The sequence below is a fragment of the Janthinobacterium lividum genome, assembly GCF_011601275.1.
Lineage (GTDB): Bacteria > Pseudomonadota > Gammaproteobacteria > Burkholderiales > Burkholderiaceae_D > Janthinobacterium > Janthinobacterium lividum_E.
This window is the reverse complement of the sequence record NZ_JAAOLY010000010.1, coordinates 12,587-26,325: the sequence shown is the minus strand read 5'-3', so window position 1 is coordinate 26,325 and position 13,739 is coordinate 12,587. Positions and strand designations below refer to the sequence as shown.

Sequence of the window (13,739 nt, the reverse complement as noted above, 5' to 3'; positions counted from 1 at the left end):
TGGGAGCTTAGCGCGTGGTCGCGCGGCGCAGACCGTCGGGTTCGAAGGTGCCTGCCTTCATGCGGCCTTCGCGGCCAGCCAGCCAATCGGCCTCCTTGCCGCCGGCCTGCACCCGGTCGATCAGGACCCGGCCCGCCACGTGGTCGTAGCTGATGTTGGCTGACCATACGCATGCGGGCACTTCCCACGCCATATACGGGCCCATCTCGGTGGTGCGCCAGACCTTGCCTTGCGCGTCATACATATCCTCGACCAAAATGGTCCAGGTATCCTCGTCGATATAGAAGGTGCGCTTGGGGAACATGTGGCGCAGGCCGTCCTTGAGTGTCGCCTCGACCACCCACATGCGGTGCAGCTCGTAGCGGGTCAAGTCGCGGCTGAGGAATTTCGGCTTGACCACGTCCGCCACCTTGTTGGCCGGCGAATTCAGGCGATAGGTGTTATACGGGACGTACAGCTCCTTCTTGCCGGCGAGCTTCCAGTCATAACGGTCCAGCGGGCCGTTGTACTGCAAGTACTGGTCGACGATCTGCAGGTTTTCCGTATTCAGGACCGGCGCATCGTACTGGTAGGTCGGTGCGCGGCGCACGCGGCGCTGGCTGGTGAAATACAGCCAGACGTCGTTCGGCTTGCCGAAGTTGTACTGCGCCAGTGTCGCGTCGCCAGCAATCGATGGCGGGCCGGTGAACACATTGAGCAGTTGGTATTCAATGCCGCGTGCATCGGCGATACCCTTGTTCGATGGCGACCACATCGGCGCCAACGCCCATTCATCCTGCGCGATCGGTTCGCCGATGCTGTCGCTGCCCTTGGGCGGGATGTAGGTGGAAAAATGCGACTGGAAGCCTTCGCCGCGCCAGCTCAGCTTATGGTTCCAGATGGCTTCCGCGCCACTGCGCGGAATCGGGAACGGTACGGCGGCGCCAATGGCCTCAGCCATGTCGTAGCCATTGGGCGCCATTTTCGCGCTGGCCGCATTCTTCCGGGTACGCTCGTAGAAGAAGTCCGGGTAACCGCAGGAACGGTGCGTCGGGTAGACGTCCATTCGATAGCCTGGGATGGTCCTCACCATCTCCAGCTGGCCTGGCGCCAGCTTGTCCTTGTAGCGGTCGACGTTGGTGGCGTCGATCGAGAACGCGCGCTTGTCGCTGGCGTAGGGATCGGGGCGCACCGCCCCCGGTTTCCAGCCGGCCGGCGGCACCATGTCGCCGCCGGTCCACGCCGGGATCGTTCCGTCCTTGTTGCCCGCGCGTTCAGCACCCACCGGCGTCAACTCCTTGCCAAGCCGGGCGGCATCCTGCTCGCCTGCAGCTGCACTCAGCGCCGTACCAACCAAGAGCGCCGTACCGAAAAATGTCATCTTGATGCTCACCTTCGTCTCCCCATGAATGAGTGCCGGATAACAAGCCGGCCCTTGCTGTGTTATTGTTAGGTCATAATACTAACTATAGGTCAATGAGACAAACAAAGAAATAAAAAAATTACGGCGCTGTGGTATTTCCAGCGCCGTTGCTCAGCCGATCGCAAAGCAAAAAAAAACGACAGGAAAATCCTGTCGTTTCACATCCGCATCCGCGTCGCCGCGATTGTCAGCCGTTCGTTGTCAGTGGCGCCTTCAGCAGGGCCTCCACCGTCGCCATGAATTTTGCATCGAGGCCACGCGTGTAGTTGCGCTTGCGGCGGCCAGCGCCCAGTTGATAGTTCAGGCCATCGGTGATGGCAATCAGCAAGGTCGCGCGGTGCAGGCAATCGGCAAGGCTATAGTCGGGATAAGCACTACGGATCAGCTCGGCCGCCTCGCGCGTCAAGGTCTCGTACCAGTCGTCCAGCAGGCGCGAGCATTCCTCATCGATCATCGCAAACGAGACGAAATGCCACCACAGCGCCGACGCTTCGGGATTCTTCACCTCACGCAGCGATTGTTCAGCGAGCGCGACTATCCTTTCCAGCGGTGGCAGATTGCTGTTCAAGGTGCTGCGCATCTCGCGCAGATAAGTTTCGATCACGGGCTCGACAACGGCACGCAGTACCGCCAGCCGGGTCGGGAAATAATACTGGAGGTTGCTGATGCTGATGCCGGCACGGGCCGCCACCTCGCGCAGGGAGAATTCCAGCCCCCCGCCTTCGAGAAGCACCTTTTTTGCCACCTCCACAATCGCGTTACGGGTACGCACGCCCTGCGCCCGCAAACCACTCCGCGCAGTTTCGCCTGTCGCCAAACTCGCTGCCTCCCGCTTCTTGCGCACTGGCTTCTCATTGGATTCTTTTACGTTTGTCATCGTCGTAGGGATTAGGAAAACACCTGATTGTTTGGTATATATACCAAAAAGTCAAATCACCAGACGGATCGCTACGATCGATGCCGGAATCAGGCGGCCCTCGCCTTCCGGTTCACACGGCCATCCAGCATGCCCACCAAGCCTAGCGTCGCCCTGGTGGCGCACCATTGCAGCGGCTCCGGCAAAATCGGCGCGACCTTGCGCTGCAATGCCGTGAACAGGGGATGATCGGCGCCGAGCATGCGCTCAGCAATCAAGTGCCCGAGCAGCGACTGGGGCGCCAGGCCGTGGCCTGAGCATCCGGCGCTAAAGTAGATGTTCCGGTGCGCCCCCGTCACACCGACGATCGGCAGGGCATCGTTGGCGACACTGACATAACCGCTCCAGCAGGCCCGCACGGAGATGTCTTTCAAGGTCGGAAGGCGGTCGTGCAGTGCGACCCTGAGCTCGCCATACGAATCGTAGGCGGGCACGTTCGGCGTTTTCGCGCCATAGGGAGACTGCACGCGCTTGGTGGTCACCAGCAGCGTGTTATGCGGCGTCAGGCGGAAGCTTTCCATGATCCAGTGTGCCGTCATGATGCCTTCGCGTCCGTGCCAGCCCAGGGAATTCAGTTGCGCCGTCGACAGCGCTTCGGTCTCGATTGCCGAGACCCGCAGCACCACCACCTTGTCGGCAAGGAGTCCATTCTGAGGCGTATAGGCGTTGCTGGCAAAGAGCATGGCTGGCGCAGTGACGCTGCCGCGTGGCGTTTCAACCTTGACTACCGGGCCCTCGGTGTAGGAAAGCATCGGCGTGTTTTCATACAGCTTCACGCCGGCCAGGATCGCAGCACGGCGCAAGCCCATCACATACTTCCCCGGATGCAGGGTACCGCCATGCGCCGTGCATTCACCAAACAGGAAAGCTGGTGGAATGCCGCGCGCACGCATCGCGGCCGAGTCCAGGAAGGTCGACTTGAAGCCCAATTCGGCGCCGACCCGCATGCCCTTGCGCAACCGCTTTTCCTGGGATGGATGAATGGCTGCGCGGATGATGCCCGACTGCCTGTAATCACATTCGATACCATATTCCTTGAGCTTGCCCTCGACGAAGGTGACCGCGTCTTCGTAGAAGCGGACGATCTGGGCTCCCGTCTCCGGACCGACCTTTTTATGGAACAGTTCGTACTCTATGCCGATGGCGCCAGCCAGGTAGCCGGCATTGCGGCCGCTGGCGCCGAAGCCGGCAAACTCGCGTTCCAGGACAACCACCCTGACGCCCTTGCCCGCCAGCGCCAGCGCGGCGGAAAGGCCCGCGTAGCCGGCGCCGATGATGACCACGTCGGCGTTGACGTCGCCCTCCAGCGGCGCCTGCATGTCGCCGGGCTTTTCCACCCAGCCGCCCAGCGTACGGTACTTTTCAAGATCGGCTTTCACTTTGGCCTCATCGGCCGAGAAGGCGTAACTGCTTGTGTGCATGATGGTCTCCTTTTTAGCGGACGGTCGCATAGTGGCCTGCCAGGGTCGGCGCAGGTTTGCGCAGCAGGGTGACGCCGAACAGGAACAGCCACAGCGGATGGATCACCAGTGTGATCATCAGCATGGTTTCACCAAGCTCGTGCCAGCCGCCCAGATTGAACGCGAGCTCCAGCATAAACAGGCAGATATCGAGCGTGAGCAGGCGGCCAAAGCCCCACTTTTCGCCACGCAGGAACCGCGCAGCCACGATGCCCCACAACAGCAGGACCGGCGCCTCGGCGTTCCAGATGCCTTGTGCCGCGCGTTGCAAGGTGATCCACAGGGCGTCGGCCACCGGCTTCGCGCCGGGTGTGTTGGCGGCCAGTTCGGCCACTGCCGGCAGCGTGAGACTGAGCAAGCCGGCACCGGCGATCCCCAACACTGCGTAGACGATCAATCCGGCCAGCCCGATGTCAGCCAGGGCGCCCAACTTCTGGCGCATCGGCTGCCACAGGTAGCCGCCGACCGCCAGGAACGGCACATACCACCCCAGAATATCGGCCCACATCGACAAGCGATACAGATTTTGCGACTCTGCCGAGTACGCCAGCATCATGGTGGGATGTTCAAGGACCTCGAAATCAAAGCCGGCCGCCGCGCCGACCAGCACCGCCATACTCCAGGCAAGTACCGCGCCAATCACCGCCAGCCAGCCGACCACGGCGCGCGGGTCGTTCGAGTTATTTTTTTGTATCATGTCTCTACTCCTTTTTCTTTTATTAGCGGCTCGCGAGGAAATGCGCGAGGTCCTCAATGTCCCCAGGCGAAAGCGCATTGACGACCGCCGGCATCATGCCTGACGCATCCCGGCGCTTGCCGGTCTTGAAGTTGCTCAGTTGATCGACCAGGTAGTCGTAGCTCTGCCCGGCCAATCGCGGATAGGCGTCCTTGCCCTCCAGCTGCGGGCCGTGGCAGGCCGCACAATTGTTGGCCGTGGCCAGCGCTGCGCCACGCGCCGCCCGCGTCGGGTCGGCATGGAAGTCCGTATTTGGCTGCGCCTTCATCCGCGAAAAGTTCGTGACCATCGCCTCGAACTCCTTGTCAGTCAGGCTCAGCGCAAATGGCGTCATGGTCGGATCGTTGCGTTCGCCGCTGGCGAAGGCGTGCAGCTGCTTGCGCAGATAGGCTTCCTGCTGCCCAGCCAGGCGCGGATACAGCTGGGTGCGCGCCTGGCCTTGCGGACCATCGTGGCAATAGAAGCAGGAGTCGGTGGAGCGTGGCCACGGTCCCGCCATCTGTGCGTTTTCACGCGCAATGGTGTCGACCTCCTGACTCACCCGCAGCAGGCCATACAGTTCCGGTCCATAGCGCAAGCCTGCTACCAACAGCACGGCCAGCAACAGCCCGCCCGACAGCATGAAGAACTTGCGGCCGCGGCTACGCTTTTTCTCGTTACCCATCATGCCCTCCTTGCCGCGATGGCTTGCAGTGCCTGCAACGCCGCTTTATGGCCGGAACGTACAGCGCCATCCATATAGCCGGCCCAAATATCGGCCGTCTCCGTGCCCGACCAGATCAAGCGGCCCAGCGGGGGATGCAAGGCTGTGCCGTACTTGGTCAGAAAGCCCGGCGGCATCGGCGAGACGCAGCTCAGCGTCCAGGGATCGGCCTTGCGCCAGTCATGCTCGTGGTAGGACAGCGGATGCAGCGCTTCCTCGCCGAAGGCCTGGGCATAGATGCGCGACAGTTCGGCCTCGGCCGCCTTCTTATCGGACGGCAGCATGCTGATTTGCACGAAGGCGTTGATCACGCCAAACGAGAGGTCTTCCGGCGAATTGTCGTAAGCCCACAGCACAGCGCCGCCCGGCTGGAAGATCCAGCCGTTCAAGCCTTTCTCGCGCCAGAACGGCTTCTTGTAGACATGTGCCGTCTTGCGTCCCGGTGCAAAAGCGGGCCAGCGTCGCTGCATTTCGCGGCGCTGTTCGGGCAGTGGCGGGTCGTAAGTAATCTGCTGGCACAGCGCTGGCGACAGCGCCATGATGACGTGACGCGCGCGGATCACGCCTTGCGGTGTGTGAATCGCCACCGGGCCGTTCTGCCACTGCTCGATGCGTTGTACCGGGCTCGACAGACGAATCTTGTCGCCCAGCGCCTCGGCCATCTTGATCGACAGGATTTGCGAGCCGCCCGAGATGCGGGTTTGCTGGGCGCCGCCCTTGACCGCTTCGAGCCGGTCATAATTGCACTCGGCCGAATTGACCATCGATAGCCAGTGCAGCAGCGACAGCCGCGCTGGCGAAGCGCCGCCGGTGATCGCCAGGCCCGCCGACCAACCGACCTGGTCCGCCGGTTCGATGTTCCTTTTGGCAAGCCACTCGCCCACCGACATGCCGTCGAATTCGGCGGCACGCGGCGAGGTCCACGGCGCGCCACACGGTACGCTGCGCGCCAGTTTTTCGAGTTCGTGCGCGATGTTGGGATCGGTGCCGAACCCGCCCTCGGTATCAACCGCAGCGCGGGCGCCCTTGGCCAGCAGCGTGGACTTGCCCTGCCAGTAGGTGGGGAAAGTGCCAACACCGAGCTCGCGCGCCAGGTCGGCGACGGCGGTCTGGCCGGGGCCTATCCACTGGCCGCCCGCTTCCGAGAAATAGCCTTTGCCGAGATCATGGTTCAGCGTGCGGCCGCCGACGCGACCGCGCGCTTCCAGCACCACGAAAGATTCGCAGCCGGCGCGGCGCAGATCGCGCGCCGCCGTCAGGCCGGCCAGGCCGGCGCCGATGATGGCGACGTCGAGCACATCGCGCCCCTCGCTGGCGGCCACCGCGGCGCTGGCCGCCTCGGGCAAAACCGCTGCCGTGGCAGCGGCCGTCACCGATGCCGCCATGCCGAGAAAGCTGCGGCGGCTGAGCCGCCCCTGCCCCATGATTCCGTCTTGAATTGTTACGTCTTCGTCCATTACTTTTTCCTTATCGGCTCGCAATGAATTGCGCAAGGTCGTCGATATCCTGGCCCGACAGCGCCGCCACCACGGCGGGCATGGCGCCGCTGGCGTCGCGCCGCGCACCGCTCTTGAAGCGCGTCAGCTGGGTCTGCAGATAACCGTAGCCCTGCCCGGCCAGGCGCGGATAGGCGTCCTTGCCCTCCAGTTGCTGGCCATGGCAGGCTGCGCAGTTGTTGGCCTTGGCCAGCGCTTCGCCACGCTTCACCTGCGCTGGATCGGCATGGAAGGTCGCATTGCGCACGGGCGGCATCTTCGAAAAGTGCGCAGCCAGCCCGGCTAGCTCACGCTCCGACATGCTCAGCGCCATTGGCGTCATGGTCGGATCGCTGCGCTCGCCGCTGACGAAGGCCTGGAGCTGCTGCTTCAGATAGGCTTCCGGCTGTCCTGCCAGGCGCGGATAAGTCTGGGCACGCGCGTTGCCATTGACGCCGTGGCAGGACAGGCAGGCCTCGCTGGCGCGCGGCCATGGTCCGCCGGTGCGCGTGTTCTCGCTGGCGATTTCATCAATCTTCTTGCCCAGCTGGATCAGGCCCAGCAGTTGCGGACCGTAAAGGACGGCGGCGGCGGCGGTGGCCGCGAGCAACAGGCCGCCCGTCAGCAGCAGGATGCGTTTGCCGAGGCTGCGCGGTTTGGATGCCTTACCCATCATGCCCTCCTTCCTGCTACGGCTTGTAGCGCCTGCAAGGCTGCCTTGTGACCGGAGCGGATGGCGCCGTCCATGGTGGTGATCCAGATTTCGGCGGTTTCCGTGCCCGCCCATATCAGGCGGCCAATGGACGGGTGCAGCACATCACCGTACTTGGTGAGAAAACCGGGCGGTATCGGCGAGGTGCAGCTCAGCGACCATTGATCCGCCTTGCCCCAGTCGTGGTCGTGATAGGCGATCGGATGCAACGCTTCCTCACCGAAAGCCCTGGCATAGATGCCCGACAGCTCGGCCTCGGCCGCCTTCTTATCGGTCGGCAGCATACCGGGATTGATAAAGGCCGAGATCACGCCAAACGAGACGTCCTCCGGGGAGTTATCGAAAGCAAATTGAAGCGGACTGTTGAGTGGAATGACAGCACCGTTGTAGCCTTTTTCTCGCCAGAACGCCTTCTTGTAGACGTGCGCCGTCTTGCGCATCGGCGCAAACGCGGGCCAGCGGCGCTGCATTTCGCGGCGCTTTTCCGGCAGCGGAGGCTCGAAGCTTATCTGCTGGCACAGTGGCGGCCCGAGCGCCACGATCACGCTGCGTGCACGGATCACCCCTTTGGCCGTGTGGATGGTGGTCGGGCCGTTTTGCCAGTTCTCGATGCGCAGCACGGGGCTGGACAAGCGCAGCTTGTCTCTCAGCGCTTCGGCCATCTTGATGGACAGGATCTGCGACCCGCCCGCGATGCGGCTCTCCTGCGCGCCGTCCTTAATGGCCTCCAGCTTCCGGTAGTCGCAATCAGCAGAATTGATCAGTGAGAGATAGTGCAGCAAGGAGAGCTTGCTAGGCGTGGTGCCTGTCGTCAGTTGCGCGCCCAGCGCCCAGCCGAGCTGATCTTCCGCGCTGAGATTCTTTTTCGCGAGCCAGTCCGCCAATGACATGGAGTCGAACTCGGCTGCACGCGGCGAGGTCCACGGCGCAGCCGTTGGCACGCTGCGCGCCAAGTCTTCCAGTTCCTTGCGCAATTTCGGATCCGTGGACAAGCCGCCGTCGCATTCGACGGTGGCGCGCGCATCGCCCGCCAGCATGACGATCTTGCCTTGCCAGTAGGTCAAGAAGGTGCCGATGCCCAGCTCGCGCGCCAGATCGGCGACAGCCGTCTGGCCCGGGCCGATCCACTGCCCGCCAGCTTCCGAGAAATAGCCGTTGCCCAGGTCATGGTTCAGCGTGCGGCCGCCGACGCGGTCGCGCGCCTCCAGCACCACGAAGGATTCGCAGCCGGCGCGGCGCAGGTCGCGTGCCGCCGTCAGCCCGGCCAGCCCGGCGCCGATGATGGCGACATCGAGCACATCGCGCTCATCGCCCGCCGTTGCCAGTTTTGGCAGCGCCGCCACAGTCGCACCTGCCGTCACGGATGCGGCCATGCCGAGAAAACCACGACGCGAGAGCTTCGCCTGATCCGGCGCCTCATCCCGCTCAGTAGCAATGTCTTCCATATCATCTCCCAAGTAGTTATTAGTACAGACTACCAAACTTAGGTCAAGAAGACAAATAAACACTGAAAAATATTTTCTCCGGCTCTTTTCTGTCGTTTTTTAATAAAAGAGTGGCCCGCGCCGCCAAAATGAAAAAGGCCGTTGATGATGCAAACTGCATCATCAACGGCCTTCTATTTTTTGCTTAAAAATCAGCTAGTTATAGCGAACTCATCACTCCCACTCGATGGTCGCCGGCGGCTTGCCCGAAATATCGTAGACGACGCGGTTGATGCCGCGCACTTCATTGATGATGCGGTTCGACACCTTGCCCAGCAGGCTGTGCGGCAGGTGCGCCCAGTGGGCCGTCATGAAGTCCTGCGTCTGCACGGCGCGCAGGGCCACCACGTATTCGTAGGTGCGGCCATCGCCCATCACGCCTACCGATTTGACTGGCAGGAAGACGGCGAATGCCTGGCTGGTGGCTTCGTACCAGTTGGTTGGAACGCTATCTTGGTCGAAGCCGGGAACCACGACCGGCTCATACGGCGTGTTGCGCAGCTCTTCGATGAAGATGGCGTCGGCGCGGCGCAGCAGGTCGGCATAGTCTTTCTTGACTTCGCCAAGGATGCGCACGCCCAGGCCCGGGCCTGGGAACGGGTGGCGGTAGACCATGTCATGCGGCAAGCCCAGGGCCACGCCCAGTTTGCGCACTTCATCCTTGAACAGTTCGCGCAAGGGTTCCAGCAATTTCAGCTTCATGGTGTCCGGCAAGCCGCCCACGTTGTGGTGGCTCTTGATGGTCTGGCCTTTCTTGCCCTTGCCCGCCGATTCGATCACGTCCGGGTAGATCGTGCCTTGCGCCAGCCATTTGGCGTTGACCAGCTTGCCCGATTCCACCTGGAATACTTCGACGAATTCGCGGCCGATGATCTTGCGCTTCTGTTCAGGATCGGTAACGCCGGCCAGGTGCCCCATGAACTGGTCTTCCGCATCGACGCGGATGACTTTCACGCCCAGGTTCTTGGCGAACATGTCCATCACCATCTTGCCTTCGTCCAGGCGCAGCAGGCCGTGGTCGACGAAGACGCAGGTCAGCTGGTCGCCGATGGCGCGGTGGATCAGGGCAGCGGCCACGGACGAATCGACGCCGCCGGACAGGCCCAGGATGACGTCGTCCGTGCCGACTTGCGCGCGGATCTTTTCCACCGCTTCGCTGATGTAGTCGGGCATGTTCCAGTCAGACTTGCAGCCGCAGATTTCATGCACGAAACGACCGAGCATGGCCTTGCCCTGCACGGTGTGCGTCACTTCCGGGTGGAATTGCACGCCGTAGAACTGGCGCTCTTCATCGGCCATGGCGGCGATCGGGCAACTCGGGGTGTTGCCCATCAGCTTGAAGCCTGGCGGCATTTCCAGCACCTTGTCGCCATGGCTCATCCACACTTTCAGCATGCCGTGGCCTTCGTCGGTGACGAAGTCGGCGATACCGTTGAGCAACTTGGTGTGGCTGCGGGCGCGCACTTCGGCGTAGCCGAATTCGCGCACCAGGCCGTTTTCCACCTTGCCGCCCAGCTGAGCCGCCATGGTTTGCATGCCGTAGCAGATGCCCAGCACGGGCACGCCCAGCTCGAACACGGCTTGCGGCGCGCGCGGCGAGTCGCCGTCCAGCGTGGAATTGTGGCTGCCCGACAGGATCACGCCGGCGGCGCCATAGTTGCGCACGAATTCGTCGCTGACGTCATACGGGAAGACTTCGGAAAACACGCCGGAATCGCGCACGCGGCGGGCGATCAACTGGGTGACTTGGGAACCGAAATCGAGAATGAGGATTTTAGAATGCATGATGGGGACTTTATCTGAGGTCATTACAAAACCGGCGCACTAGGCGCCGGTCTGGTCTGTCGCTATTTACTCGGAACGGTAGTTCGGGGCTTCTTTCGTGATCTGCACATCATGGACATGCGACTCGCGCATGCCGGCCGAGGTGATTTCCACGAATTCCGCTTTCTCGCGCAGTTCGTCGATGGTCGCGCAACCGCAGTAACCCATCGATTGACGCACGCCGCCCACCAGCTGGAAGATGATCGCCAGCACGCTGCCCTTGTAGGCGACGCGGCCTTCGATACCTTCAGGCACGAACTTGTCGGCTTTCATGGTGGCGTCCTGGAAATAACGGTCAGCCGAACCATCGGACATCGCGCCCAGCGAACCCATGCCGCGGTACGATTTGTAGCTGCGGCCCTGATACAGGATCACTTCGCCTGGCGCTTCTTCCGTACCGGCAAACATGGAACCCATCATGACGGTCGAGGCGCCAGCGGCCAGCGCCTTGGAAATGTCGCCCGAGAAGCGGATACCGCCGTCGGCGATACATGGCACGCCCGTGCCTTCCAGTGCTTCGGCAACATTCGAGATGGCCGTGATTTGCGGCACGCCCACACCGGCGACGATACGCGTAGTGCAGATCGAGCCAGGCCCGATGCCGACCTTGACCGCATCGGCGCCGTATTCCACCAGCGCCTTGGCGGCAGCGGCGGTAGCGATGTTGCCGCCAATCACTTCGACTTGCGGATACTTGGTCTTGATCCAGCGTACGCGGTCCAGGATGCCTTGCGAGTGGCCGTGCGCCGTGTCGACCACCAGCACGTCGACGCCGGCAGCGACCAGCAGGTCGATGCGCTCTTCATCCTTGGCGCCTACGCCGACGGCAGCGCCGACCAGCAGTTTGCCCTGGCTGTCTTTCGACGCGAACGGGTGGGAAGTCGATTTCTGGATATCCTTGACAGTGATCAAACCGCGCAGCTCAAACGCGTCGTTGACGACCAGCACGCGCTCGAGGCGGTGCTTGTTCATCAGGCGCTTGGCTTCGGCCGTATCGGCGTCTTCCTTGACGACCACCAGCTTTTCGCGCGGGGTCATCTTGGCGGAAGCTTCCGCGTCGAGTTCCTGTTCAAAGCGCAAATCGCGGTTGGTGATGATGCCGACGACTTCCTTGCCCTTGACGACAGGGAAACCGCTGATGCCGTATTGTTCCGTCAGAGCGATCACGTCGCGGATTTTCATTTCCGGCGGAATCGTGATCGGATCGCGCAGCACACCTGCTTCGAAACGCTTTACGCGGGCCACTTCACGTGCCTGGTCCTTCGGATTCAAATTCTTGTGGATGATGCCGATGCCGCCTTCCTGGGCCATCGCGATCGCCAGACGGGCTTCCGTCACCGTATCCATGGCTGCGGACAGCAAGGGGATATTCAGGGTGATATTACGGGTCAGGCGAGTTTTGAGGGACGTATCGGCGGGCAGAACGTTGGAGTAGGCTGGGACGAGCAGCACGTCATCGAATGTGAGTGCTTTTTGAAGTAGACGCATAGCATTTCCTATTGGCGCAAAAGCAGATTATACAGAAAAAAGCGCCCTCCGTCCTTGCAGCATAGAAAAGATATTTGAAAATAGCAAAACTGCCGCCGCCCTGCCCGCGCCCTGGCCGCTCAGTCCTTGGCAGGTTTGCTGCCGGCGCGGCGCCGGCGCGCCTCTTTCGGATCGGCCTGAAGTGGGCGATACACCTCGATGCGGTCATGCTCGCGCAAGACCGTATCGAGCGGCTTCTTCTTGCCATAGATACCGACCATATTGACGGCCAGGTCGATGCTGGGGATTTCCTGCAGCAAGCCGCTCTGCGCCACCGCCTGCTCGATGGTGGTGCCCACTGGCACCGTCAAGGCGTGCAGGAAGCTGCTGTCGGGCAAGGCGTGGCAGACCTGCACGTGAATGCCAATCTCAGCCATACACGGTCTCCGCGCGCTTGCAGAAGGAATCGACCATGCTGTTGGCGATCATGCCGAAGACGGGGCCGATGATCTGTTCCAGTACGCGGCTGGAAAACTCGTAGTGCAGGTCCAGTTCGATCTTGCAGGCATCTTCGCGCAAGGCCTTGAAGGTCCACACGCCGTCGAGGGTCTTGAAAGGACCGTCCACCAGCTTCATCTTGATGGAAGTCGGCGGCACGTTCTCGTTGGACGTGGTGAAGCTTTGGCGCACGCCGTGGTAATGTATGCCCACGCTGGCGACAACCGTGTTCTCGCCCCGCTCGCGTATCTCGACCGCACCGCACCAAGGCAGGAATTTGGGATAATCCTCCACCGCCGCCACCAGCGCGAACATTTGTTCGGCGCTATAGCCGAGAAAAACTGATTTATGTACTACTGCCATTGAAGAACCATTTGCTATGATGTTGGATACATTTGATTTTATCGCGCTTGCGCGAGACAGTAGTTTAACCGACCCGCGCACATTTACCATCTCATGACCATAGCAGACAACAGAAAAGCCTTCCACGACTACTTTATCGAGGATCGCTACGAAGCCGGCATCGTGCTGGAAGGCTGGGAAGTCAAAGCCATCCGCGACGCCCGCGTACAAATCAAGGAAGCCTACGTCGTCGTCCGCGGCGATGAACTCTTCCTGTTCGGCGCGCATATCAGCGCCCTGCCGACCGCCTCCACCCATATCCATCCGGAAGCCGTGCGCACACGCAAGCTGCTGCTGCACCGCACGGAAATGGATAAACTGATCGGCAAGGTGGAACGCTCAGGCTACACCCTCGTGCCGCTCAACCTGCACTACAAGGGCGGCCGCGTGAAATGCGAAATCGGCCTGGCCAAAGGCAAGAAGCAGCACGACAAGCGGGCTGCGGAACGCGACCGCGATGGCGCGCGCGAAGTGCAAGCGGCAATGAAATCGCACCGCCGCTGATCCGGTACTGCGCGCAGCATGCTGCGGCCACACCGACAAACCCGGCTATATGCCGGGTTTTATTTTGCCGATTGCCTGCGACAAGCGGAAATGCACAGCCCACGGGATAAAAACAGGGAAAGGAAGAGATACGGCGGAAATAAGACTGGTATTGGC

The 13,739-nt window shown here is 61.7% G+C and carries 13 protein-coding genes; 1 reads left to right on the top strand and 12 read right to left on the bottom strand.

All coding sequences use genetic code 11. The features are described 5' to 3' along the window. Nucleotides 1-7 precede the first annotated feature (7 nt). The 12 genes from GYK42_RS16245 to GYK42_RS16190 form a co-directional block, all read right to left on the bottom strand. Nucleotides 8-1,372, bottom strand: a complete 1,365-nt coding sequence (locus GYK42_RS16245) for a DUF1329 domain-containing protein (protein WP_346768099.1) — start codon at nt 1,370-1,372, stop codon at nt 8-10. Nucleotides 1,373-1,589: 217 nt separating this feature from the next. Next, entirely contained in the window at nt 1,590-2,279 is a 690-nt protein-coding gene (locus tag GYK42_RS16240) for a TetR/AcrR family transcriptional regulator (protein ID WP_166448320.1), read from the bottom strand. An 89-nt stretch (nt 2,280-2,368) separates the two neighbouring features. Next, nucleotides 2,369-3,739, bottom strand: coding sequence for an NAD(P)/FAD-dependent oxidoreductase (locus tag GYK42_RS16235; RefSeq protein WP_166448319.1), 1,371 nt, complete (start codon nt 3,737-3,739; stop codon nt 2,369-2,371). A gap of 13 nt (nt 3,740-3,752) precedes the next feature. Next, the gene (locus tag GYK42_RS16230; RefSeq protein WP_166448318.1) at nt 3,753-4,475 is read right to left on the bottom strand and encodes a hypothetical protein; all 723 of its coding nucleotides are present in this window, start codon (nt 4,473-4,475) and stop codon (nt 3,753-3,755) included. 22 nt (nt 4,476-4,497) lie between these two features. Continuing rightward, on the bottom strand, nt 4,498-5,181 hold the full coding sequence (locus tag GYK42_RS16225) for a c-type cytochrome (protein WP_166448317.1): 684 nt from the start codon (nt 5,179-5,181) through the stop codon (nt 4,498-4,500). Further along, entirely contained in the window at nt 5,178-6,674 is a 1,497-nt protein-coding gene (locus tag GYK42_RS16220) for a flavin monoamine oxidase family protein (RefSeq protein ID WP_166448316.1), read from the bottom strand. The genes GYK42_RS16225 and GYK42_RS16220 overlap by 4 nt, the downstream gene beginning before the upstream one ends. 10 nt (nt 6,675-6,684) lie before the next feature. Beyond that, a complete protein-coding gene (locus tag GYK42_RS16215) occupies nt 6,685-7,368 on the bottom strand; it encodes a c-type cytochrome (RefSeq protein ID WP_166448315.1) in 684 nt (227 codons plus the stop codon). Then, nucleotides 7,365-8,849 carry a flavin monoamine oxidase family protein gene (locus tag GYK42_RS16210; RefSeq protein ID WP_166448314.1) on the bottom strand — a complete coding sequence of 495 codons (1,485 nt, stop codon included), beginning with the start codon at nt 8,847-8,849 and terminating at the stop codon, nt 7,365-7,367. Before GYK42_RS16210 ends, GYK42_RS16215 begins: the two co-directional genes overlap by 4 nt. A gap of 213 nt (nt 8,850-9,062) precedes the next feature. Then, complete coding sequence (gene guaA / locus GYK42_RS16205; protein ID WP_034752205.1) at nt 9,063-10,673, bottom strand: glutamine-hydrolyzing GMP synthase; 1,611 nt, start codon at nt 10,671-10,673, stop codon at nt 9,063-9,065. Between the two features lie 66 nt (nt 10,674-10,739). Then, nucleotides 10,740-12,200, bottom strand: coding sequence for an IMP dehydrogenase (guaB, locus tag GYK42_RS16200; RefSeq protein WP_034752206.1), 1,461 nt, complete (start codon nt 12,198-12,200; stop codon nt 10,740-10,742). A 119-nt stretch (nt 12,201-12,319) separates the two neighbouring features. Then, nucleotides 12,320-12,616 (bottom strand): RnfH family protein, encoded by a 297-nt coding sequence (locus GYK42_RS16195; protein ID WP_166448313.1) that lies wholly within the window; start codon nt 12,614-12,616, stop codon nt 12,320-12,322. Further along, on the bottom strand, nt 12,609-13,040 hold the full coding sequence (locus GYK42_RS16190) for a type II toxin-antitoxin system RatA family toxin (RefSeq protein ID WP_035818194.1): 432 nt from the start codon (nt 13,038-13,040) through the stop codon (nt 12,609-12,611). The genes GYK42_RS16195 and GYK42_RS16190 overlap by 8 nt, the downstream gene beginning before the upstream one ends. 93 nt (nt 13,041-13,133) lie before the next feature. On the opposite strand from GYK42_RS16190, the gene smpB reads away from it, so the two are divergent. Beyond that, nucleotides 13,134-13,583 carry an SsrA-binding protein SmpB gene (smpB, locus tag GYK42_RS16185; protein WP_034752217.1) on the top strand — a complete coding sequence of 150 codons (450 nt, stop codon included), beginning with the start codon at nt 13,134-13,136 and terminating at the stop codon, nt 13,581-13,583. Nucleotides 13,584-13,739 lie beyond the last annotated feature (156 nt).

Coding starts and splice junctions, on each gene's coding strand:
- GYK42_RS16210 (WP_166448314.1), bottom strand. CDS start 8,849: ATGGAAGACATTGCTACTGAGCGGGATGAGGCGCCGGATCAGGCGAAG.
- GYK42_RS16225 (WP_166448317.1), bottom strand. CDS start 5,181: ATGATGGGTAACGAGAAAAAGCGTAGCCGCGGCCGCAAGTTCTTCATG.
- GYK42_RS16240 (WP_166448320.1), bottom strand. CDS start 2,279: ATGACAAACGTAAAAGAATCCAATGAGAAGCCAGTGCGCAAGAAGCGG.
- GYK42_RS16215 (WP_166448315.1), bottom strand. CDS start 7,368: ATGATGGGTAAGGCATCCAAACCGCGCAGCCTCGGCAAACGCATCCTG.
- GYK42_RS16230 (WP_166448318.1), bottom strand. CDS start 4,475: ATGATACAAAAAAATAACTCGAACGACCCGCGCGCCGTGGTCGGCTGG.
- GYK42_RS16220 (WP_166448316.1), bottom strand. CDS start 6,674: ATGGACGAAGACGTAACAATTCAAGACGGAATCATGGGGCAGGGGCGG.
- GYK42_RS16195 (WP_166448313.1), bottom strand. CDS start 12,616: ATGGCTGAGATTGGCATTCACGTGCAGGTCTGCCACGCCTTGCCCGAC.
- guaA (WP_034752205.1), bottom strand. CDS start 10,673: ATGCATTCTAAAATCCTCATTCTCGATTTCGGTTCCCAAGTCACCCAG.
- GYK42_RS16235 (WP_166448319.1), bottom strand. CDS start 3,739: ATGCACACAAGCAGTTACGCCTTCTCGGCCGATGAGGCCAAAGTGAAA.
- guaB (WP_034752206.1), bottom strand. CDS start 12,200: ATGCGTCTACTTCAAAAAGCACTCACATTCGATGACGTGCTGCTCGTC.
- smpB (WP_034752217.1), top strand. CDS start 13,134: ATGACCATAGCAGACAACAGAAAAGCCTTCCACGACTACTTTATCGAG.
- GYK42_RS16190 (WP_035818194.1), bottom strand. CDS start 13,040: ATGGCAGTAGTACATAAATCAGTTTTTCTCGGCTATAGCGCCGAACAA.